General features: G+C 33.0%; 18 protein-coding genes. 10 read left to right on the forward strand and 8 right to left on the reverse strand.

Annotated elements, in window-relative coordinates; translation table 11 throughout:
• The first annotated feature begins 18 nt into the window (after positions 1-18).
• The gene (uvrC, locus tag ACHMWN_RS02580; RefSeq protein ID WP_397297494.1) at positions 19-1,815 is read left to right on the forward strand and encodes an excinuclease ABC subunit UvrC; all 1,797 of its coding nucleotides are present in this window, start codon (positions 19-21) and stop codon (positions 1,813-1,815) included.
• 39 nt (positions 1,816-1,854) lie between these two features.
• Here the strand turns inward: uvrC and gldN are convergent, their stop codons facing one another.
• The 6 genes from gldN to ACHMWN_RS02610 all read right to left on the reverse strand — a co-directional run bounded on the left by gldN (position 1,855) and on the right by ACHMWN_RS02610 (position 8,546).
• On the reverse strand, positions 1,855-2,781 hold the full coding sequence (gene gldN / locus ACHMWN_RS02585) for a gliding motility protein GldN (protein ID WP_397297496.1): 927 nt from the start codon (positions 2,779-2,781) through the stop codon (positions 1,855-1,857).
• Positions 2,782-2,786: 5 nt separating this feature from the next.
• The gene (gldM, locus tag ACHMWN_RS02590; protein WP_397297497.1) at positions 2,787-4,322 is read right to left on the reverse strand and encodes a gliding motility protein GldM; all 1,536 of its coding nucleotides are present in this window, start codon (positions 4,320-4,322) and stop codon (positions 2,787-2,789) included.
• A gap of 43 nt (positions 4,323-4,365) precedes the next feature.
• A complete protein-coding gene (gldL, locus tag ACHMWN_RS02595) occupies positions 4,366-5,172 on the reverse strand; it encodes a gliding motility protein GldL (protein ID WP_397297499.1) in 807 nt (268 codons plus the stop codon).
• Positions 5,173-5,211: 39 nt separating this feature from the next.
• Positions 5,212-6,543 carry an SUMF1/EgtB/PvdO family nonheme iron enzyme gene (locus ACHMWN_RS02600; RefSeq protein WP_397297501.1) on the reverse strand — a complete coding sequence of 444 codons (1,332 nt, stop codon included), beginning with the start codon at positions 6,541-6,543 and terminating at the stop codon, positions 5,212-5,214.
• Between the two features lie 246 nt (positions 6,544-6,789).
• Entirely contained in the window at positions 6,790-7,560 is a 771-nt protein-coding gene (locus tag ACHMWN_RS02605; protein ID WP_397297503.1) for a uroporphyrinogen-III synthase, read from the reverse strand.
• Between the two features lie 17 nt (positions 7,561-7,577).
• Positions 7,578-8,546, reverse strand: coding sequence for a DUF4271 domain-containing protein (locus tag ACHMWN_RS02610; protein ID WP_397297505.1), 969 nt, complete (start codon positions 8,544-8,546; stop codon positions 7,578-7,580).
• 133 nt (positions 8,547-8,679) lie between these two features.
• Here ACHMWN_RS02610 and hemW point away from each other — a divergent pair, with 133 nt between their 5' ends.
• The 5 genes from hemW (at position 8,680) to ACHMWN_RS02635 (ending at position 13,226) form a co-directional block, all read left to right on the forward strand.
• A complete protein-coding gene (gene hemW, locus ACHMWN_RS02615) occupies positions 8,680-9,810 on the forward strand; it encodes a radical SAM family heme chaperone HemW (protein WP_397297506.1) in 1,131 nt (376 codons plus the stop codon).
• 55 nt (positions 9,811-9,865) lie between these two features.
• The gene (locus ACHMWN_RS02620) at positions 9,866-10,708 is read left to right on the forward strand and encodes a sterol desaturase family protein (protein ID WP_397297508.1); all 843 of its coding nucleotides are present in this window, start codon (positions 9,866-9,868) and stop codon (positions 10,706-10,708) included.
• On the forward strand, positions 10,698-11,483 hold the full coding sequence (locus ACHMWN_RS02625; protein ID WP_397297510.1) for an SDR family oxidoreductase: 786 nt from the start codon (positions 10,698-10,700) through the stop codon (positions 11,481-11,483). Before ACHMWN_RS02620 ends, ACHMWN_RS02625 begins: the two co-directional genes overlap by 11 nt.
• A 114-nt stretch (positions 11,484-11,597) precedes the next feature.
• Positions 11,598-12,149 carry a fasciclin domain-containing protein gene (locus ACHMWN_RS02630; RefSeq protein ID WP_397297512.1) on the forward strand — a complete coding sequence of 184 codons (552 nt, stop codon included), beginning with the start codon at positions 11,598-11,600 and terminating at the stop codon, positions 12,147-12,149.
• 195 nt (positions 12,150-12,344) lie between these two features.
• The gene (locus ACHMWN_RS02635) at positions 12,345-13,226 is read left to right on the forward strand and encodes a cupin-like domain-containing protein (RefSeq protein WP_397297514.1); all 882 of its coding nucleotides are present in this window, start codon (positions 12,345-12,347) and stop codon (positions 13,224-13,226) included.
• Positions 13,227-13,287: 61 nt separating this feature from the next.
• On the opposite strand, the gene ACHMWN_RS02640 is transcribed toward ACHMWN_RS02635, so the two are convergent.
• Positions 13,288-13,713 (reverse strand): YybH family protein, encoded by a 426-nt coding sequence (locus tag ACHMWN_RS02640; protein ID WP_397297515.1) that lies wholly within the window; start codon positions 13,711-13,713, stop codon positions 13,288-13,290.
• Between the two features lie 95 nt (positions 13,714-13,808).
• On the opposite strand from ACHMWN_RS02640, the gene ACHMWN_RS02645 reads away from it, so the two are divergent.
• From ACHMWN_RS02645 to ACHMWN_RS02660, 4 genes are all read left to right on the forward strand, one after another.
• Positions 13,809-14,900: a VWA domain-containing protein gene (locus ACHMWN_RS02645; RefSeq protein ID WP_397297517.1), complete on the forward strand. Its 1,092-nt coding sequence runs from the start codon at positions 13,809-13,811 to the stop codon at positions 14,898-14,900.
• A 65-nt stretch (positions 14,901-14,965) separates the two neighbouring features.
• Positions 14,966-16,447 (forward strand): sigma 54-interacting transcriptional regulator, encoded by a 1,482-nt coding sequence (locus ACHMWN_RS02650; RefSeq protein ID WP_397297519.1) that lies wholly within the window; start codon positions 14,966-14,968, stop codon positions 16,445-16,447.
• A gap of 62 nt (positions 16,448-16,509) precedes the next feature.
• Positions 16,510-17,766, forward strand: coding sequence for a metallophosphoesterase (locus ACHMWN_RS02655; RefSeq protein ID WP_397297521.1), 1,257 nt, complete (start codon positions 16,510-16,512; stop codon positions 17,764-17,766).
• Between the two features lie 40 nt (positions 17,767-17,806).
• Positions 17,807-18,703, forward strand: coding sequence for a hypothetical protein (locus ACHMWN_RS02660; RefSeq protein WP_397297523.1), 897 nt, complete (start codon positions 17,807-17,809; stop codon positions 18,701-18,703).
• A gap of 74 nt (positions 18,704-18,777) precedes the next feature.
• Here ACHMWN_RS02660 and ACHMWN_RS02665 read toward each other — a convergent pair whose 3' ends face one another.
• Positions 18,778-19,467, reverse strand: a complete 690-nt coding sequence (locus ACHMWN_RS02665; protein WP_397297525.1) for a response regulator transcription factor — start codon at positions 19,465-19,467, stop codon at positions 18,778-18,780.
• Positions 19,468-19,540 lie beyond the last annotated feature (73 nt).

Raw genomic sequence — 19,540 nt, forward strand, 5'->3', positions numbered from 1 at the left:
AATCATCCCGACGTATAAATGAGTGCTTTCGATTATAAAAAGGCATTGGCCGATATTCCGCATAAACCTGGAGTTTACCAGTATTTTGATGAGGAAGGTTTGCTGATTTATATTGGCAAAGCTAAAGATTTACGCAATCGTGTTGGTTCTTATTTTAATCAAGATAAACAGGTTAATGGCAAAACAAAAGTTCTTGTTTCTAAAATTAGACGAATAAGTTTTACCATAGTTGATACTGAAATTGATGCTTGGTTATTGGAGAACAGCCTAATTAAAAAGCATCAGCCTCGCTATAACATTATGCTGAAAGATGATAAAACCTATCCATGGATTATCATTAAGAAAGAAGATTTTCCGCGTATTTACTGGACACGAAAATTGATTAAAGATGGTTCTACATATTTTGGGCCATACGCATCGGTAGGAATGATGCACACTATTTTAGATTTAATAAAGGAAACCTATACATTAAGAACCTGCAATCTTCCATTAACTCCACAGAATATTAACGATGGAAAATTTAAAGTATGTTTAGAATATCAGATAGGTAATTGCAAAGGTCCTTGCCAAAATTATCAAAGCAAAGCAGATTACGATCAAAACATTGAGGAAATTACAGCTATTTTAAACGGTAAAATTGGTAGTGTAATTAAGGACGTAAAACAAGTTGTCAAGAAAGCTTCAGAAGATTTAAATTTTGAACTTGCTCATTCGTATCAAAAAAAACTATTGATTTTAGAAAAATACCAAAGTAAATCAACCGTTGTAAATAGCGCTATTACAAATATTGATGTGGTAAGTATTGCATCAGATGAACGTTATGCTTTTGTAAATTACTTGAAAGTAGTGAATGGTAGTATTATTCAAACGCAAACTATAGAAATTAAAAAACGATTGGATGAGACTGATGAGGAATTATTAACGATTGCAATTACTGAGTTCAGAACCAAATTTAATAGCACTTCCAAAGAGATTATTGTTCCTTTCAATATTTCATTATTAGATAAAAATTTAAAATTTACCGTACCAAAGCTTGGCGAAAAGAAGAAATTATTAGAGCTATCGGAAAAAAATGTATTGTTTTTTAAACGTGAGAAATTAAATCAATATGAAAAATTAAATCCTGATTTAAGAACTGATCGTATTTTAAGTCAGATGCAAAAAGATTTAAGGCTTACCCAAGTTCCTCAACATATTGAGTGTTTTGATAACTCAAATTTTCAAGGTAAATATCCTGTTTCTGCCATTGTAGTTTTTAAGGATGCTAAACCAAGTAAGAAAGATTACCGCCATTTTAACGTTAAAACAGTAGAAGGGCCAAATGATTTTGCGACTATGGAAGAAGCCGTTTATAGACGCTATAAACGAATGCTGGAGGAAGAACAGTCACTACCACAATTAATTATTATAGATGGCGGTAAAGGTCAATTGTCATCTGCCGTTAGCAGTTTAAAGAAATTAGGCATTGATAAAAGAGTAACGGTTATTGGTATTGCTAAGCGTTTAGAAGAATTGTATTACCCTGGAGATAGTTTTCCGTTGTATCTTGACAAAAAATCTGAAACCTTAAAAATAATTCAACAATTACGAGATGAGGCACATCGTTTTGGTATTACTTTCCATCGCAAAAAAAGAGATCAGGGTACACTGAAAACAGAATTAGAAGTAATTCCTGGCATTGGAAAAACTACCGCAGATAAACTTTTGGTGAAATTTAAGTCTGTTAAAAAAATAAAAGAAGCATCAGAAGAAGAATTAGCTCAACTTCTAAACAAGAGACAAATTATCGCATTAAGTAATTACTTTAAAGCATAAAAAAACCCCGAATAATCGAGATTTTATAAAATTTTAAGATTAGTATTCCCAAAGACCTTGTTCAAAATCTGCCATCGCCTTTTTAATACGCTCAGATTCTAATAATCTCTCTTTAGGATTAAACAAAATGTCTTCAATTCTATTATCCGCAGCATTAGAAACTTTAGTGATATTGCTAAAAAACAATCTTCTTGTAAATACATCATCAAAGTTAATTCCAGAATTATCATTCTGATTATTCGCAACTTTGTGTTTCACTAAGATTTCTCTTAGATCATCAAAATACAACCAACCTGCTACTGTTTTTAATGTATCTGCTCTCGGTTTCCCCGTTGTAGGATCAGGAACTGGATTTCCATTATTGTCAACTTGAGTTTTCACATCAATTCTAACTGGAGCAATACCAATTATCCTAGGTTCGAAAATTCCTCGTTTAATATCTAATATCCAATCTTCTTTAATTCTTAACGTAGTAAAGCTTGAAGCAAAGAACTCATTGTTTGCTCTGTTAATTTCATTTGTACCTGGATTAACACCTAAAAAAGCGGTATCAGCTGCAGAGCTATTGGTAATTTTTGGATCATTACCTTTTTTCTGTCCTAATGGTTCACCTTTAAAATCTTCATCTTCACTAGAATATAAATCCAATTCCCCATTGCTAACTGCATCATAAATAACACCTAATAAACTAACTTTAGGTGAAGCTAACACTTGGTTACCACGATCACGAAGATCTATTTCACGCCATACTCTCTTTGTGTAAACCACATCTTCTTTATTTACTGGTGCATAAGGTACGACAGTATCCGCTACACTTTCTTCTCTATAAATAAAGCCATCTTTCTTTGGGCCTTTCTTCTTAGGTGTTACTTTTTTATCCGCAGCTGTAGGAGGAGTAGTTGGATTTTGTGCATAAACAAATCCCACACTTAAAAGGAATATAGCTAGAAAAAATATTTTCTTCATAATTTTTAGTTTACGGTAAATACCATAGAATTTAATGTTGGTGTACGTCCATCTGGCATTTGAGCAACAATATTATCAATATAAACCACAGATTTAAATGGCAAGTTTGATAATGCAGCTTTAGCTTGTGCATTAAAATTATCGCCAGTGCAATAATAAACTTGGGCATCTTGGCGTGGTCTAACTACTGTTACACTGAACTTAGTAACTCTTACTTTAACATCAAATTCAAAATTTTCAATAGTTGCTGAAACTTGACCTTCTCTTGCAATTGTATTCCCAGAAATAATTCCTCCCATTTTACCAGCAAATTTAGCTACTGGATTAGGAATTCCTTTTACTCTAAATTTATTCGTTCCCAAGCTTAGCGATTTTCCATTGCTATTACCCGAAACACTAATCGTAACTTCATTACCAATTAAGCTACCAGGTACATTAATGGTATATCTACCAGAACCACCAGTCATTGAGCCTGCAGAAATACTAGCTTTAATACTTTCTAAAGAAAATCCTGGTGCAGAAATTGAAAATGGATTAGGAATACCTGCGTAAATTACATTTAAGTTAGTTGATGATACTGTTGCAGATGGTTTTGCAACTTGATATGTCATTTCTTCTGTTGGATAAGTTGAATAAGTACCATCAGTTTTTTTAACTCTAATTGTACCTTTCCATTTAAATTCGCCTACGCTGTTTGTGCCGCCAGTATACGTAGCGATGCCTTTTACAACCGATAAAGAACTACCACCCACAGAAATTTCCGGATTTGATTTTGTATCTCTTGCGGTTAAGAAAATATCCGCTTTGTACGGTTGACCTTGAATTACATAACTACTTGAAGGAACAGCCACAGCTTTAAACTCATCCATGATAATCGTAGTTTCGCTCATTTTACCAAAAATCTTCCGAACTACTTCTGATTCTGCATTTTTTAAATCTGCTTGTAATTTAGTTAAAATGGTATTTGCGGCTGTTAATGGAGTTCCTTCGCCAAAATTAACATCTTCCCATTTTTTACCATTCACCGCTTTTAAAGGATCCTTCGCTTCTAAAGAAAATGAAACATTTGCTCTATCTTTCTCATCTAATAATGCAATTAGCTTTGCTCGAGTATCATTAATTTTCTCTTTTAGCTTTGCGCCTTCTTTTTTATTGATCATGATGTTTTGAGCAATATCTAAATTGTCTCTTAACACAAAATCTCCAGTTTCAGGATCAATTCCTTCGCCTTTTTCTTTAAACTCATCTTTAAGTCTTTGAATTTCTTTATTCAACTCTTCAGCATAAGCTTTTACCTTTTGAGCTCGTTCCCAAAGTGGTTGAGCTCGTTCAGGTTTATTTTTTAATTCTGTTTCTTCAAATGCACTAAAAGTTTGCTCTAAACCAGAGCTTACATTCGTTTTTGAGGCATCTAAACTATCGTTAATGTTCTTAAAAGCATTTAAGATTGCATCTGAAACGTTTAAAGCAAGCATTGCTAACAATACCAAATACATGATATTAATCATCTTCTGCCTTGTCGTTTCTTTTCCTCCAGCCATGTTAAATTAGATTTTTGTTTACTGATTTAAATAATGGAACTAATTATGTACGTGGTTGGTTCATAGCTGTTAACATATTGCCATAAATTGCATTTAATGACGCTAAGTTTTTAGCCAGTTTACCTACTTCTTCTTTAAACTGTTTAGAATCTTCCATTGATTCATTGAAATTACCCATTGTTAAAGATAAATTCTGGTAGAACTTATTCATTGATTTTAAATGAGCACTAGAATCTTGTAATTCTAATTCATATACTGCGTTTAAGGCTGATAAATTCTTAGCTAAATTATTTACTTGATCATGGTATGCTTTAGAATCAACATTGCTTTCTCCCATTTCTACTAACTGTGAAGTAGCTTTTTCAAAAGCATTACTTAAATTATCAAAGCTTGATGAAGCTGTTTTTACTTTCCCCGTAAATTCGTTTGTTGCAAGCGCAGCATCACTCACATTAGAAATCGTAGCGACTTTATCACCAAAAGTGCGTAAGCCAGTTCCCAAACTCTCAATTAATTCAGGTCCAATTTTAGCATTATCTAACATACTATCTAATGCTGCTGTTGAAGAAGAACCTGAAGAAACTGCTGGTCTAGCAGTAGCTTTTGGTAATTCACCTGCAAATCCCATATTTAATTCAGGATAAACTCTTTCCCAAGGCAACTCTGGTTCTGGCGGAAAAAATCCTGTTAAGAAGAATAATAATGCTTCCACACCTAAACCAACTCCAATAATTATGTTTGCCCATGATCCACCAAAGTGAATAATTTTACATAATGCACCGATAATTACTATACTTGCTCCCCAGGAAATTGCCACGTGTAACCAACCCGGTTGTTTTCTTGCTGCCATAATTTTATTTAAAGTTTTTTATTTGTTGTTGTTGAAATTTTAATTTAATGCGTTGCCAGGATAATCAGAAACACAACGGAAGCCGATATACGATCTTGCTTTATCTTGGTATTCGTAAGTACCTACAGAGTTTTGCAAAAAGAAGCCAATATCTTTCCATGAACCACCTCTTACTACTTTAGCTCCTTTTGCTGTATTTACATAGTTAGGACTAAAATCTGACAATAAGCTTGTAGCTGATCTGTTATAAGCTGTTACTGTCCACTCGGCTACATTCCCTGCCATGTTATATAAGCCATAATCATTAGGAATATAAGCTCTAGCATCTACTGTATACAAACCGCCATCATCAGTATAATTACCTCGGCCTACTTTAAAGTTTGCTTGTAAACAGCCTTTAGTATTTTTAATATAAGGACCACCCCAAGGGTATTTAGTTTGAGTTCTTCCACCTCTAGCTGCATATTCAAATTCTTGATCTGTTGGTAGGCGATATTTTAATCTCCCATTTTCTGGAAGCTTTCTAGCAGATGCTATATTTTTATATAAAACTGTTCTCCAATTACAAAAAGCAGTTGCTTGTTCCCAAGTTACGCCAACTACTGGATATCCATCATACGATGGATGGTTAAAATATGAATCAACCATTGGATCATTTTGCGCATAAGAAAAATCCAATTTCCAAACTAAGGTATCTGGATATACACTAACCGAAGGATGCTCATTTGCTTTCCCTGGAGTAGGATTATCCGTATATGTTTGTATAAAATCTTGTCTGCTTTTGCTTGGATCGTTTCTTCCTGCAGCTTCTAAATCGTGATCCAAATAACTGTAAGCATATCTGAATTTACGAATATCAAATTCATTTTTACCTGGTAAAGCATCATTACCTGAATAATACATATTTTGCAATCTAGCTTTATATGCACTATTTTTTCCCCAAAGCACACCACTTTTACCTATAGCTTTCCAATTAATATTTCGCTGACCAGATACCGTTGTTCCTGCTGCTGCAGCTGGTTGCGGCATATATAAATTTGGCGCACCAGATTGACCTAATGTCGTTACCGCAACGGAATCTCTAACCCAATTTACAAATTGTCTATACTCTGCATTTGTAATTTCAGTTTGATCCATATAAAATGCAGGAAATGAAGTCATACGGCTTGGTGAACCCTGATAAAAGCTAATATCTTCATCAGTCATACCAATTAAAGTTCTTCCTGGCGGGATAAAAACCATTCCATAAGGAATTGTTTTATTCTTAAATTTTTTGTTGTATGCGCCAACTAGTTCTCCCTGCTGCCCACTTTTACAGCTAAAAAGCAAACTAGAGAGGATCAAAAATCCAAGAAAGTATATTTTTCTCATAAAATTCGTTAAAGCAATATCTTTTTATTATGTAGCAATTTTATCGAAAATCCTTGAAATAAACAATTATTTAGACAAATAAATCCACAACACCTTGTTAGCATAATTCAAAATATAACAACTTAATAGTAAGTTGTTTAATTTAAATCAGCCCATATCTCAACTAAGATTTAAGGTGAAGAAAATTGTTTTTAACCGTAGAATTTCTTCAAATATTGTTGAAGTAACGGCACATGTTATGAAAAATTACTTATTAGATTTTTTTATATAATTTTCTATTGCCATAATCATAGAAGGAGCTTCTGGACTAGGTGCAGCAATATCTACTATTTGACCAGCATCGGTTGCAGCTTTATTAGTATTTGAACCAAATGCAGCTATGCGGGTATTATTCTGCTTAAAGTCTGGAAAATTAGTATAAAGCGATTGTATGCTTGATGGACTGAAAAACGCAATTACGTCATAGAAAACTTCTGCTAAATCTGATAAATTACTAACTACTGTTTTAAATAAAACTGCAGGAGTAACATCATATCCATTTTTCTGCAAGAAATTCATGGTATCTTCTGTAGCCACATCAGAACAAGGATATAAAAATTTCTCTCCGGCGTGTTTTTTCAAAACTTCTGCTAAATCTGAAGCTGTTTGTTTACCAAAGAAGATTTTACGTTTTCTATATTGAATATATTTTTGAAGATATAAAGCAGTAGATTCAGAGATACAAAAATATTTAAGATCTGCTGGCACCTCATATCTCATCTCTTCACATATTCTGAAGAAATGATCAACTGCGTTACGACTTGTAAAGACAACGGCAGTAAATTCTGCTAAGTTGATTTTGTCTTTTCTAAAATCTCTGGCTGGAACTCCTTCAACGTGAATAAATGACCGAAAGTCGATTTTCAAATTGTACTTTTTAGCCAAATCAAAATAAGGTGATTTTTCTGTTTCGGGCTTTGGTAAAGTGATCAGTATACTTTTAACTTTACGTAACCTATCTTCTTTCTTTTCCTGCATTTTAACTAATTACCTCTTTAAAATCCTATTGCCTTGATTAATATTAATATAGGGCAAATTTCGAGGGTGCAAAAGTACAAAAATAAATAGACTTTTGAAAACCTATAATGAGATAAAATATTTACTCCTGCCCTGATAAATTGAAAAACAAAGATTACTACTACTAAAATAATTGCCGTTGCAATATAAAATGAGCCGTATTTTAGTGGAGAAAGTGCAAATGCGATAACTAGCGGAGTGAACAATAAAGAAGCATTAAAATAACTTAAATATAATATGGAAATATATTCGTTAACTGGTTTTTGGATGTTAAATATATAGCCAAGCACTCGCAATAATACAATTTTTAACACATATAGCACTATGATGGCGATTGAGATTGTTATAAAAAATTGGAAACCATTGGCAATATAATCTAGTTTTTGATATTGAGCCATCAAATAAAAAAACATCCCAATGGTAAAACCAAACTGAACAAAAAGTAATAAAAAAGGCCATGAGGTAAAGAGATTGTCCTCTTTATTTAAATTACCTAAAGCTCGATTGCTAAAAAAGGATAAAATAATTGCCATTAACTGTTTAGAAAAGACATTTTTTAAAATGGCAAATAGCACCAATAAAAAGGCAATAAAGGCTAGTATCCAAATATCGCCTTTCGCTAATATATCTCCTTGTTGCCGCGGATCATTATTTACAGAATTGCGTAAAAAATTTTCTACAAGAACCTTAAAATTTAATTTTGGATACCCAAATCCCTTTTTTAAACTATCTATAATAAACACCTTTGTTAAAGAATCAAGTGGTCTTAAGCGCTGCGGGGTTATAGTATCTTCTACAACAACTACAGTTTTAGCAGAATTTAAACTATCTGCTATTAATGAGATTCTAGAAATACTATCTGTTGTTAAAGGTATTTGTTGCGCTTTAACAGGCAATATTAAACTACTAAAACACAATAAAATAAGTAAAAGACTTTTTCTAAACATTGTAAATAAACAGCTAATTAGCTGTGCCAAATAATCACAAATTTACTGCTTTATTATTTTGTTTTCATAAAAGACATTGTTTTAAATCTTGAGCTATAAGAGCTGTCGGCTTAAATTAATTTATCTTTGTACAATGGCTGGCATTTATATCCATATTCCCTTCTGTAAAAAAGCATGCACCTATTGTGATTTCCATTTTTCTACTTCCTTTAAGTATGTAGATGAAATGACAGATGCAATTTGTACAGAAATTAGACTTAAAAAAGATCGCATAACAGAACAAATCGGGAGCATTTATCTTGGTGGTGGCACTCCTTCTGTTTTATCTGCGGCCTCACTTCAAAAGATTTTCGATACACTTACAACATGTTTTTCCATATCGGCCGATGCCGAAATTACGATTGAAGCCAACCCTGATGATCTTGATGCTAAAAAAATAAGCGAACTACGTCAACTTCCAATTAATAGATTTAGCATTGGCATCCAATCTTTTTTTAATGAAGATTTAGTTTGGATGAACCGAGCGCATAACGCGGATGAAGCTATAAATTGTATAAAAAGAAGTCAGGATGCTGGATTTGAGAACTTAAGTATCGATTTAATTTATGGCTATCCATTGTTAACCGACGAAAAACTGTTGGCTAATATTCAAACTGTTTTATCTTTACAAACCCCACATATTTCCGCTTATTCTCTAACGGTAGAAGCCCGTACGGTATTAGCTAATTCGATACAAAAAGGCAAACAAACACCTATAAATGAAGAACAAAGTGCAGCTCAGTTTTTAATCTTAACAGATCAATTGACGAAGCATAATTTTGAGCACTATGAGATTTCAAACTACAGTTTACCTGGCAAATATGCAGTTCATAATACTAATTACTGGAAGGGTGTATCGTATTTAGGTATTGGCCCTTCTGCTCATGGTTTTGATGGTTTCAACAGATATATAAACGTAGCTAATAACGCAAAATATTTAAGTGCTTTAAGCTCACAAAAACTAGCTGAAGATATTGAAGAATTAAGTCAAATTGATCGTTTCAATGAATACATTATGACTTCGCTGCGTACCATGTGGGGAATAAATTTACAAAAGATAACTACCGATTTCGGCAAAAATTATGCGGAACAAACGCTCAAACAAATTCGACCATTTATTGATAAAGAGCACTTGGTGTTAAACCATAATATCATCAATCTTACTCATGAAGGTAAATTATTTGCAGATGGTATTGCGGCAGAACTTTTTGCAACTGATGAATAAAAAATTCTAATGCATTTTACTTATTTTTGCTCAACATCCTCTATTATTTGCTGTTATGACCCCAGAAAATTTCCTGAAATATATTTTTGATGTAGGAACTCGTTATTTTTTAATCGCTGGAATTGCTTTTTTAATTTTCTATGTATTATTTCATGAACGGTTTAGCGGAAGACGCCTACAAAAGAAAATACCTAAAATATCTGATCACAAACGAGATATTTTCTATTCGATTATTACCATTGTAATTTTTGGAGCTTTACCAGTAATTTTTTTAGAAAACGACAAGATGCGTCCACATACACTGTTATATCAAAATATTAGTGATTACGGTTGGGTGTATTTCTTTTTAGCATTTCCTTTAATGTTGCTTATTCATGATGCTTATTTTTATTGGACTCACCGTATGATGCATCATCCGAAATTGTTTCGTCTTTTCCATTTAATTCACCATAAATCTACCAGTCCAACTCCTTGGACCGCTTATTCCTTCCATCCATTAGAAGCGGTAATAGAAACCGGAATATTTGTGGTGATCATCTTTATTATGCCAGTCCATCAAATACATTTAGCCGTATTTTTCACGATTGTATTTGTTTACAATGTGTATGGCCATTTAGGTTATGAATTATTTTCAGCAAAATTTCAAAAAAGTAAAATTGGCAAATGGGTAAGTACTGGAACTGCTCATAATATGCATCATCAATTTTTTAAAGGCAATTATGGTTTGTATTTTTTATTTTGGGATAGATGGATGGGAACCTTAAGACCAGAATACGATGAAAAATTTATACATACCACTTCCAAGAAAGAAAAGATAGTTACTGAGAAATCGATGGAAGAAAAAGTTATAGAAAATGATGCATTAAAAAACTCCACATCCAATGCAGATGAACAATAAAATTGTGTGGATTACAGGAGCTTCATCTGGCATTGGCGAAGCATTAGTATACGCATACAACAAAGCTGGAGCAAAATTAATTATTTCATCTCGCAACCGAGATGAGCTTTTTAGAGTGAAATCTAATTGCAAAGATCAAATTAATGTGCACGTTTTATCACTTGATTTAGCTGACAATACTTCCTTAAAAGGCAAATCCGATGAAGCCATCAAAATTTTCGGCAGAATTGATATTTTAATTAATAGTGGAGGAATTAGTCAAAGAAGCTTAGCACTAGAAACTAATTTAGAAACCGAAAAACGTTTAATGGATGTTAATTTTTGGGGTACAGTAATTTTAAGTAAAGCTGTTTTACCACAGATGTTAGCGCAAGGAAGTGGCAATATTGTTTGTGTGAGTAGTTTAGTGGGGAAATTCGGAACTCGTTTCCGCTCTGCTTACGCTGCATCAAAACACGCTTTGCATGGTTATTTCGATTCATTGCGCATAGAAATTGACAATCCAAATGTACATATCATGTTGGCTTGCCCAGGTTTTATCAAAACAAATGTAACTATCAATGCGGTAACGGCAAATGGTACAGCGCAAGGTACTATGGATGACGCTCAAGAAAATGGTATGATGCCTAAAGTTTGTGCTGAACAAATAATGAAAGCAATTGAAGCCAAAAAAGAAGAAGTTTACATTGGCGGCAAAGAAGTAAAAGGCGTATTACTTAAACGCTTTTTCCCTCGCTTATTTTCTAAAATCATCCGCAAAGCGAAAGTTACTTAGCTTTAATATTAAATTTAATAAATTGTAATTCAGAGCATTAAGCAATTCATTAAATCAATCTCAATCCAGTAAGTTTTATTCTGCGTATCTGCTTTCATATCAAATTAAAAAATTATGAAAAGAATATTCTTATCAGCGATTGTAGTAATAACTATCGCATTCACAACTCAAGTTTATGCACAAAAAAACCCAATGGTTGGTGGTGCTGAAATGTATCCAACCAAAAACATTGTTGAAAACGCTATCAACTCAAAAGATCATACTACATTAGTTGCGGCTGTGAGTGCTGCAGGTTTGGTAGAAACCTTAAAAACTGCTGGACCATTTACAGTTTTTGCACCGACAAATGATGCATTTGCAAAATTACCTGCAGGAACTGTAGATATGTTAGTAAAACCAGAAAACAAAGCAACGTTAACTACAATCCTAACTTATCATGTTGTAGCAGGTAAAATGGGAAGCAAAGAAATTGCAACTGCTATTAAAGCTGGCGGTGGTAAAGCAGAATTGACCACTTTACAAGGCGGAAAATTATGGGCTTGGATGGAAGGTAAAAATTTAATGCTTAAAGATGAAAAAGGTGGAATGGCTAAGGTTACCATTAAAGATGTTTTTCAAAGCAATGGGGTTATTCATGTAATTGATACCGTTTTAATGCCGAAATAAACATTTAATTATTTTAGTTTACTGGTTAATACGAGAGCGTTCTGAATATTCAGGGCGCTTTTTATTTACATCGAATTATCATAGTCTTAACATTTATGAGATTAATCATATTTTTTTTAAATTTTAATTTACACTTTTGTGTTGGTAAAATAATTAAACAATTTTTTTTGCCTAGAATTTACTTTATTGCACATTATGAGCTTTATTTTAAAACCAGTTGACACCGTTGAAACCATTAGCCGAGAAGACTTCAAAAAAAATTATCTCGATGCAGGTAAACCGTTAATTATAAAAGGATTAACCAAAGATTGGCCTGCCCGGGAAAAATGGACAACCGATTATTTAAAGGAGATTGGTGGGAATATTGAAGTTAACTTAGTGGATAATTCTAAGGCTGATCCTACTAAGCCGATTAATGCTTCTATTGCCAGCATGAAATTTGGCGATTATTTGGATTTGATTAAAAGAGAACCTACCGAATTACGCATTTTCTTTTTTAATTTGTTTAAGCATGTTCCAAGTTTAATAAACGACATTAAAATCCCTAAAGATTTAATGGGTGGTTTTATAGAAAGTATGCCAGCTATGTTTTTTGGCGGTTCTAATTCTGTTACATTTTTACATTACGATATAGATTTACCACATCTTTTCCATACGCATTTCGGCGGAAGAAAACATATCATTCTATTTGATAATAAATGGAAAAAGCGTTTGTATTGTATTCCTAACGCAACATATGCGCTAGAAGATTATGATGTTGCTAATCCAGATTTCGAAAAATTCCCAGCATTGAAAGGCGTAGAAGGTTACGAAGTATTTTTAGAACATGGTGATACATTATTCATGCCAACAGGTATGTGGCATTGGATGAAGTATTTAGATGGTTCTTTCTCTTTAAGTTTAAGAGCTTGGGATGCATCTTTAAGTAGAAAAGCTGCCAGTGTTTTCAATTTAGCCATCAAAGGTGGTGTAGATAGTTTATTGAAAATGGCTTTTAAAGCTCCTTATGCACAATGGAGAGAAAAACTAGCTATTAAACGTGCCGAAAGAGCATTAAAGAACGGAAATCCTAAATAGTTTTTCATAAGAAGTTAAAAAGGTCAAAGCAATAATGTTTTGACCTTTTTTTATTGTTCTTTTAGCTCGAATGATCTACCACAACTTTCCAAGCGCCATTTATCTTGCGCAATAGAAGTGTAAAATATCCTTTTAACTCATTTTTTTCCTGTTTTACATTCCAACTCCCTAAAACAAAAGCTCTATCTTTAGTAAAAAGCTCTACTTTTTTAATTCCGAAAGTTAAAAAACCCATTGCTGCCTTATCAGGATAGCCCTTCTTATAATTGTCCAATGTTTTTTGCCAACCATAAGTTGCTCCACTTTTTCCTACAAACAATAGACTATCGTTTTTCCAGTAGCCTTGCATAAAAGCTTCAACGTCACCCCTATTCCAGTCTGTTCGTTGCTTTTCTAGTAGGTTCAAAATTTCTTGCTTATCATTAACTTTTTGTGCCTGAGTTTGTAAAGAGAACAAGCAAATGAGTAGTACTATTAATTTTTTCATCTGTTTCATCTTTAAATATAGTAAGGTATTTTTACAAGTCCATAACATTACTTCATTCTCAAACTTTTACCTTCGATACTACGTTTATATAGGTCATGAGAGGATTTCAATTTTCTAAGTTTTTACCGAATAAATTGCCAAAAGGTGGTTTCGATGAATTGCTTAAGCTTTTTACCGAATTACTTAATTATACCGCTGGCGATGCTGGGGAAACTTTAGCGTGGATGAACGAACTTGATAAGCAATACAAATTCACCAATAATGATTATGCCATGGGCGATTTTATTGAGGATTTGAAAGAAAAAGGTTATCTCAAAGAGGAAAATGGTGAAGTAAAAATAACTGCAAAAACTGAGCAAACCATTCGAAAATCTGCGTTGGAAGAAATCTTCGGTAAATTAAAAAAAGCTGGAAAAGGAAATCACAACAGCAATATTTCTGGTATTGGAGAAGAAAAAAATGCAGATCGACGCGAATATAATTTTGGCGATAGTTTAGATCAAATCGACATGACAGCGTCAATTCAAAATGCGCAAGTAAATCATGGCATTAGTAATTTCACTCTAACTGAAAAAGATTTAGAAGTCGAGGAAAAGGACTATAAAACACTAACATCAACTGTGTTAATGATAGATATTTCTCATTCTATGATTTTATATGGCGAAGACCGGATTACACCTGCAAAAAAAACAGCAATGGCTTTAGCGGAGCTGATTAAAACAAAATACCCAAAAGACACTTTAGATATTGTAGTTTTTGGAAACGATGCTTGGCCAATTACCATTAAAGATTTACCTTACTTACAAGTTGGTCCTTACCATACCAATACGCTAGCAGGATTAGAGCTAGCTACCGATTTATTACGTCGTAGAAAAACGCATAACAAACAAATTTTTATGATTACCGATGGAAAACCAACTTGTTTAAAGGAAAATGGTCGATATTATAAAAATAGCATGGGCTTAGATAGAAAAGTAATTGGTAAAACTTTAAATATGGCGGCACAATGTAAACGGCTAAATATTCCGATTACCACATTTATGATTGCACAAGATCCTTATTTACAACAATTTGTAAGACAGTTTACACAAATTAATGGCGGTAGAGCTTTTTACAGTTCATTAACTGGCTTAGGCGAATACATTTTTGAGGATTATATTAAAAATAGAAGAAAAACTTTTAGGTAGTCGGAAAGTTATTAGACCAAAATTCGGACTTAAGACTTTACAGACTTACTGACTAAATAAAAATTATGCAAGCAAAAACATTAGGCGAATTAAAAGCCTCGAACTATATTTCACTTAGCGTTAAAGACGAATTAAGAAAAAATCTGATTAAACAGCTTCAACAAAAAGAGCTTGGTTTTGAGGGAATTCTTGGTTACGATGAAACTGTTATCCCAGAATTGCAAACTGCTATTTTATCAAGACATAATGTTTTGTTATTAGGGTTGCGTGGTCAGGCGAAAACCAGAATTGCTCGTTTACTAGTAAATCTTTTAGACGAATATATTCCTTACGTTGCAGGAAGTGAGATTTTTGACGATCCGTTAAATCCTATCTCATGGTATGCAAAAAACGAAATTGCTACGAAGGGTAATGAGACCCCAATTTTGTGGCAGCATCGCAGCGAACGCTATACAGAAAAATTAGCCACACCCGATGTAACCGTTGCAGATTTGATTGGCGATGTTGATCCGATTAAAGCTGCAACCTTAAAATTAACATATAACGATGAACGTGTAATCCATTTTGGGTTAATTCCAAGAGCGCATCGCGGAATATTTGTCATTAACGAATTACCCGATTTACAAGCTCGTATTCAAGTAGCTTTGTTCAACATGCTACAAGAAAAAGACATTCAAATTCGTGGCTTCAAATTGCGTTTACCGCTAGATGTTCAGTTTGTATTTACAGCAAATCCTGAAGATTATACCAACCGTGGCAGCATTGTAACACCTTTAAAAGACAGAATTGAAAGTCAAATTTTAACACATTATCCAAAAACAGTAGAAATTTCTAGAAAAATTACTTTTCAAGAAGCAAAATTGACTGAAGAACAACGTTTAATTGAAGTTGATGGGTTAGTGAAAGATTTAATTGAGCAAGTATCTTTCGAAGCACGTAAAAGTGAATTTATTGATCAAAAATCTGGAGTTTCTGCTCGTTTAACTATCTCAGCATATGAGAATTTAATAAGTAATGCAGAGCGAAGAATGTTGATCAATCATGAGCAATCTACATTTGTACGTTTAGCAGATTTAAGTGGAATTATTCCAGCAATTACAGGCAAAATAGAATTAGTTTATGAGGGCGAATTAGAAGGTCCAGCCAAAGTTGCTCATACGTTAATAGGAAAAGCGGTCAAACATTTATTTGCCAGATATTTCCCAGATCCAGAAAGAGCTAAAAAAAGCAAAAGTGCCAATCCGTACACAAAAATCACGGAATGGTTTACAGAAGGTAATACGATAGATATTGCTGATGATTTGAAGCTAGATGAGTACAAAAAACATTTAATGGAAGTGGAAGGATTGCATGAATTAGTTCAGAAGTTTCATCCTAAATTAAGCGAAAATCAAACACTTTTATTAATGGAATTTGTATTGCATGGTTTAGCAGAATTTTCACAATTAAGCAAAAATTACTTAGCAGGTGGTTTTGGTTTTTCAGATATGTTTGATAGTCTTTTTAATGTAGATTTAACCGATGAGGACGAAGACGATTTTAGATAATAAAAACCCCTCCAAACTATATTACTTCAACAATAAAATTATACCACTACTTTAATCCATAAATGGGAAGAACAGGATTTTTAACTATACTTTGTCTAATAGTACTTTTATTAGATTTTTACTGTTACAAAGCTATTATTAGCGTTTTTAAAAAATGGTCGCCCAAAACCAAAAGAAATTTTACCATTGTTTGGTGGACGATAAATAGTTTATTAATTATTGGTGTTTTTGCAGCCATCTATCTTAACTTATTTTTAACAGTAAGAGCAGTTATTCTGGTAGCTTTCTTTTTATTAAGTGTAGGAAAAGTCTTCATGCTTCCATTTTTATTAATTGATGATTTAAGACGGTTTTCTATTAAATTATTTAGATTAACTAGACCGAAACATCCAAGCAGCCAAACAACTCAACAACCAATGGGCGAACCTATCAGTCGCTCTTCTTTTTTAGTAAAAGCTGGACTTGTAGCAGCTGCAATTCCTTTAAGCTCTTTAAGTTGGGGCATTATTTCTGGCGCATACGATTACAAAGTAAAACGAGTAAAACTCATTCTTCCTAACTTACCAAAAGCCTTTGATGGTATAAAATTAGGACAAATATCTGATATCCATTCTGGCAGTTTTTACAATAAAACAGCGGTAAAAGGTGGTGTAGAAATGCTTTTGGCAGAAAAACCAGATTTAATTTTTTTCACCGGCGATTTAGTCAATAACTTAACGAATGAGGTAAGAGAATATCAAGATATTTTCTCAAAAGTTAAAGCGCCATTAGGCGTATATTCTACGTTAGGTAATCACGATTATGGTGATTATTATTTTGGCAAGGAAAGCTCGCCAGCAAAAGTTAAAAACTTACAAGACATGATTGCAACTCATAAATTAATGGGTTATGATTTGTTGATGAATGAAAATAGACGCTTAAAAGTTGATGGTGAAGAAATTGGGATTTTGGGAATAGAAAATTGGGGAATGGGTCGTTTCCCTAAATATGGGAAGATGGAATTAGCCCATAAAAACACCGAGGATTTGCCTGTTAAATTACTACTTTCTCATGATCCATCACATTGGCGTGGAGAAGTTTTAGAAAAATACCCAGATGTTGATGCTATGTTTAGCGGCCACACTCACGGTATGCAGTTTGGCGTTAGGTTAAAAGAATTTCAATGGAGTCCAGTACAATATATTTATAAAGAATGGGCTGGGCTTTATAGAGAAAAAGAGCAACAGCTATATGTAAATGTAGGTTATGGCTTTTTAGGATATCCGGGACGTGTAGGAATTTTACCAGAAATTACGATATTTGAATTAAAGCGATCTTAAGTAGTAAAAATACCAAGTTACTATTCGCTAAATTTATATTATGTTAAAAAAAGCACTTTTTTCTATTTTAGATTTTCTGCTTTTTAGCAATCTTTTTATTGCCATTTGCGCCGTTGCGCAAGGTTTAGTTACCTATTATCTCTTAAAGCTCCCGCCAGATATTTACGTTTTAGCGTTCGTTTTCTTTTCTACATTGTTGATATACAATTTAAGCATGTTGTTATCCAAGCCGAAAGAACCGCATAAATCGCCGTTTAAAAGAGTACGGTGGATTTTTTCTCATCATCGGTTAATTATTTCTATCACGTTAATTTCTATACTGTGTATTATCCCAGTAGGCCTACTGTATTTAAGTTTTCAGGCAAAATTATTAATGGGTTTTGTTGGCTTAATCGCAGTTGCATATAACTTTCCTTTTTTAAGTTTAAATCAAAAAAAAATAGGATTAAGAAATTTACCAGGTATTAAGCTATTTTTAATTGCTTTTGTTTGGTCGGTAAGTTGTGTGCTTTTACCAATTGTAGAACTTGAGAATAATAGGAATGTAGTAATCCCATTAGGAGAAACATTATTGTTAGTGGCTAAACGATTTTTATTTATTTGTGCCATTACTATCCCTTTTGATATTCGTGATCTTTTTCAAGACAAACTCTATGAATTGAAAACTATTCCTGTAATGTTGGGCGAAAAAAAAGCATGGATTTTTTGTCAAGCTTTATTAGGTGCTTATTTAATTTTACTCGTACTTTTCACTAAAAACATCAACTTAGATGTGATAGGTTTAGCTTTAACTATTTTCTTAACAGGATGGCTGATTTTTAAATCGAACTTCAAAAGAAATGAATATTACTACTTCTTTTACTTAGATGGAACAATGCTTTTGCAATGGGCAATTCTGTTTGTTATCCATTTTTTAAGTTCAGCAGTACCCATTTGAAAATAAACAGCATAAAAAATCCTGAATTTCTTAAATAAATCTGATTACAATCTTTAAGAAATTCAGGAGAAATATTATCCAGCATTAAAGCGATAACCTATACCGCGTACCGTTTGTAATAACTGAGGATTATCTGGATTAAGCTCAATTTTTTTACGTAATCTAACAATGTGCATATCAAGTGTACGCGTATTCACATCAGAATTGTAACCCCAAACTACCAACATCAATTCATCACGATTAATTACTTTATTTGGGTTACGTAAAAAATATAATAATATTCTATTCTCTAAAATAGTAAGCTCAATTTTTTTTCCATCACGATATAAGGTATGAATATTTGGATGATGCTCCATGTTACCAAATCGATGAATTTCTGAGCGGTCATTGTTCAACAAAAATTTAACTTTACTATCTAACATCGCCACCAAAACATCCATATTAAAAGGTTTAGTTACATAGTCTGACGCACCAAAATTATACGCATCAATTTTATCTACATCTTGGGCTTTTGCAGTCATCATAATAACTAGCCCCTCGTACCCTTGTTTACGCACCTCTTCACAAACTTCTCCGCCTTCTTTACCGGGCAACATCCAATCTAACAGTACAATTTCTGGTTTTTCTGCCATGATAGTTTCTACAGCAGTTGCACCATCGCTATTTTCTAGTACTTGATATCCTTCTGCTTGCAAGCGATGAACTACTAAAAAACGTAAGTTTTCATCATCTTCAACTATAAGTATTTTAATTCCTTTAGACATTTGTTTTTGTTTTAAGGTTGAAAAATTGAAAGATTGAAAGGTGTATTACTTCCAACATTCTAACATTTCAACA

Source organism: Pedobacter sp. UC225_61, assembly GCF_044452285.1.
Lineage (GTDB): Bacteria > Bacteroidota > Bacteroidia > Sphingobacteriales > Sphingobacteriaceae > Pedobacter.

Excerpts from the sequence above, each read along its gene's own strand:
- ACHMWN_RS02605 (WP_397297503.1), bottom strand. The coding sequence starts at position 7,560 with ATGCAGGAAAAGAAAGAAGATAGGTTACGTAAAGTTAAAAGTATACTG.
- ACHMWN_RS02620 (WP_397297508.1), top strand. The coding sequence starts at position 9,866 with ATGACCCCAGAAAATTTCCTGAAATATATTTTTGATGTAGGAACTCGT.
- ACHMWN_RS02665 (WP_397297525.1), bottom strand. The coding sequence starts at position 19,467 with ATGTCTAAAGGAATTAAAATACTTATAGTTGAAGATGATGAAAACTTA.
- gldM (WP_397297497.1), bottom strand. The coding sequence starts at position 4,322 with ATGGCTGGAGGAAAAGAAACGACAAGGCAGAAGATGATTAATATCATG.
- hemW (WP_397297506.1), top strand. The coding sequence starts at position 8,680 with ATGGCTGGCATTTATATCCATATTCCCTTCTGTAAAAAAGCATGCACC.
- ACHMWN_RS02645 (WP_397297517.1), top strand. The coding sequence starts at position 13,809 with ATGAGAGGATTTCAATTTTCTAAGTTTTTACCGAATAAATTGCCAAAA.
- gldL (WP_397297499.1), bottom strand. The coding sequence starts at position 5,172 with ATGGCAGCAAGAAAACAACCGGGTTGGTTACACGTGGCAATTTCCTGG.
- ACHMWN_RS02625 (WP_397297510.1), top strand. The coding sequence starts at position 10,698 with ATGAACAATAAAATTGTGTGGATTACAGGAGCTTCATCTGGCATTGGC.
- ACHMWN_RS02655 (WP_397297521.1), top strand. The coding sequence starts at position 16,510 with ATGGGAAGAACAGGATTTTTAACTATACTTTGTCTAATAGTACTTTTA.
- gldN (WP_397297496.1), bottom strand. The coding sequence starts at position 2,781 with ATGAAGAAAATATTTTTTCTAGCTATATTCCTTTTAAGTGTGGGATTT.
- ACHMWN_RS02650 (WP_397297519.1), top strand. The coding sequence starts at position 14,966 with ATGCAAGCAAAAACATTAGGCGAATTAAAAGCCTCGAACTATATTTCA.
- uvrC (WP_397297494.1), top strand. The coding sequence starts at position 19 with ATGAGTGCTTTCGATTATAAAAAGGCATTGGCCGATATTCCGCATAAA.
- ACHMWN_RS02635 (WP_397297514.1), top strand. The coding sequence starts at position 12,345 with ATGAGCTTTATTTTAAAACCAGTTGACACCGTTGAAACCATTAGCCGA.
- ACHMWN_RS02640 (WP_397297515.1), bottom strand. The coding sequence starts at position 13,713 with ATGAAAAAATTAATAGTACTACTCATTTGCTTGTTCTCTTTACAAACT.
- ACHMWN_RS02600 (WP_397297501.1), bottom strand. The coding sequence starts at position 6,543 with ATGAGAAAAATATACTTTCTTGGATTTTTGATCCTCTCTAGTTTGCTT.
- ACHMWN_RS02630 (WP_397297512.1), top strand. The coding sequence starts at position 11,598 with ATGAAAAGAATATTCTTATCAGCGATTGTAGTAATAACTATCGCATTC.
- ACHMWN_RS02610 (WP_397297505.1), bottom strand. The coding sequence starts at position 8,546 with ATGTTTAGAAAAAGTCTTTTACTTATTTTATTGTGTTTTAGTAGTTTA.
- ACHMWN_RS02660 (WP_397297523.1), top strand. The coding sequence starts at position 17,807 with ATGTTAAAAAAAGCACTTTTTTCTATTTTAGATTTTCTGCTTTTTAGC.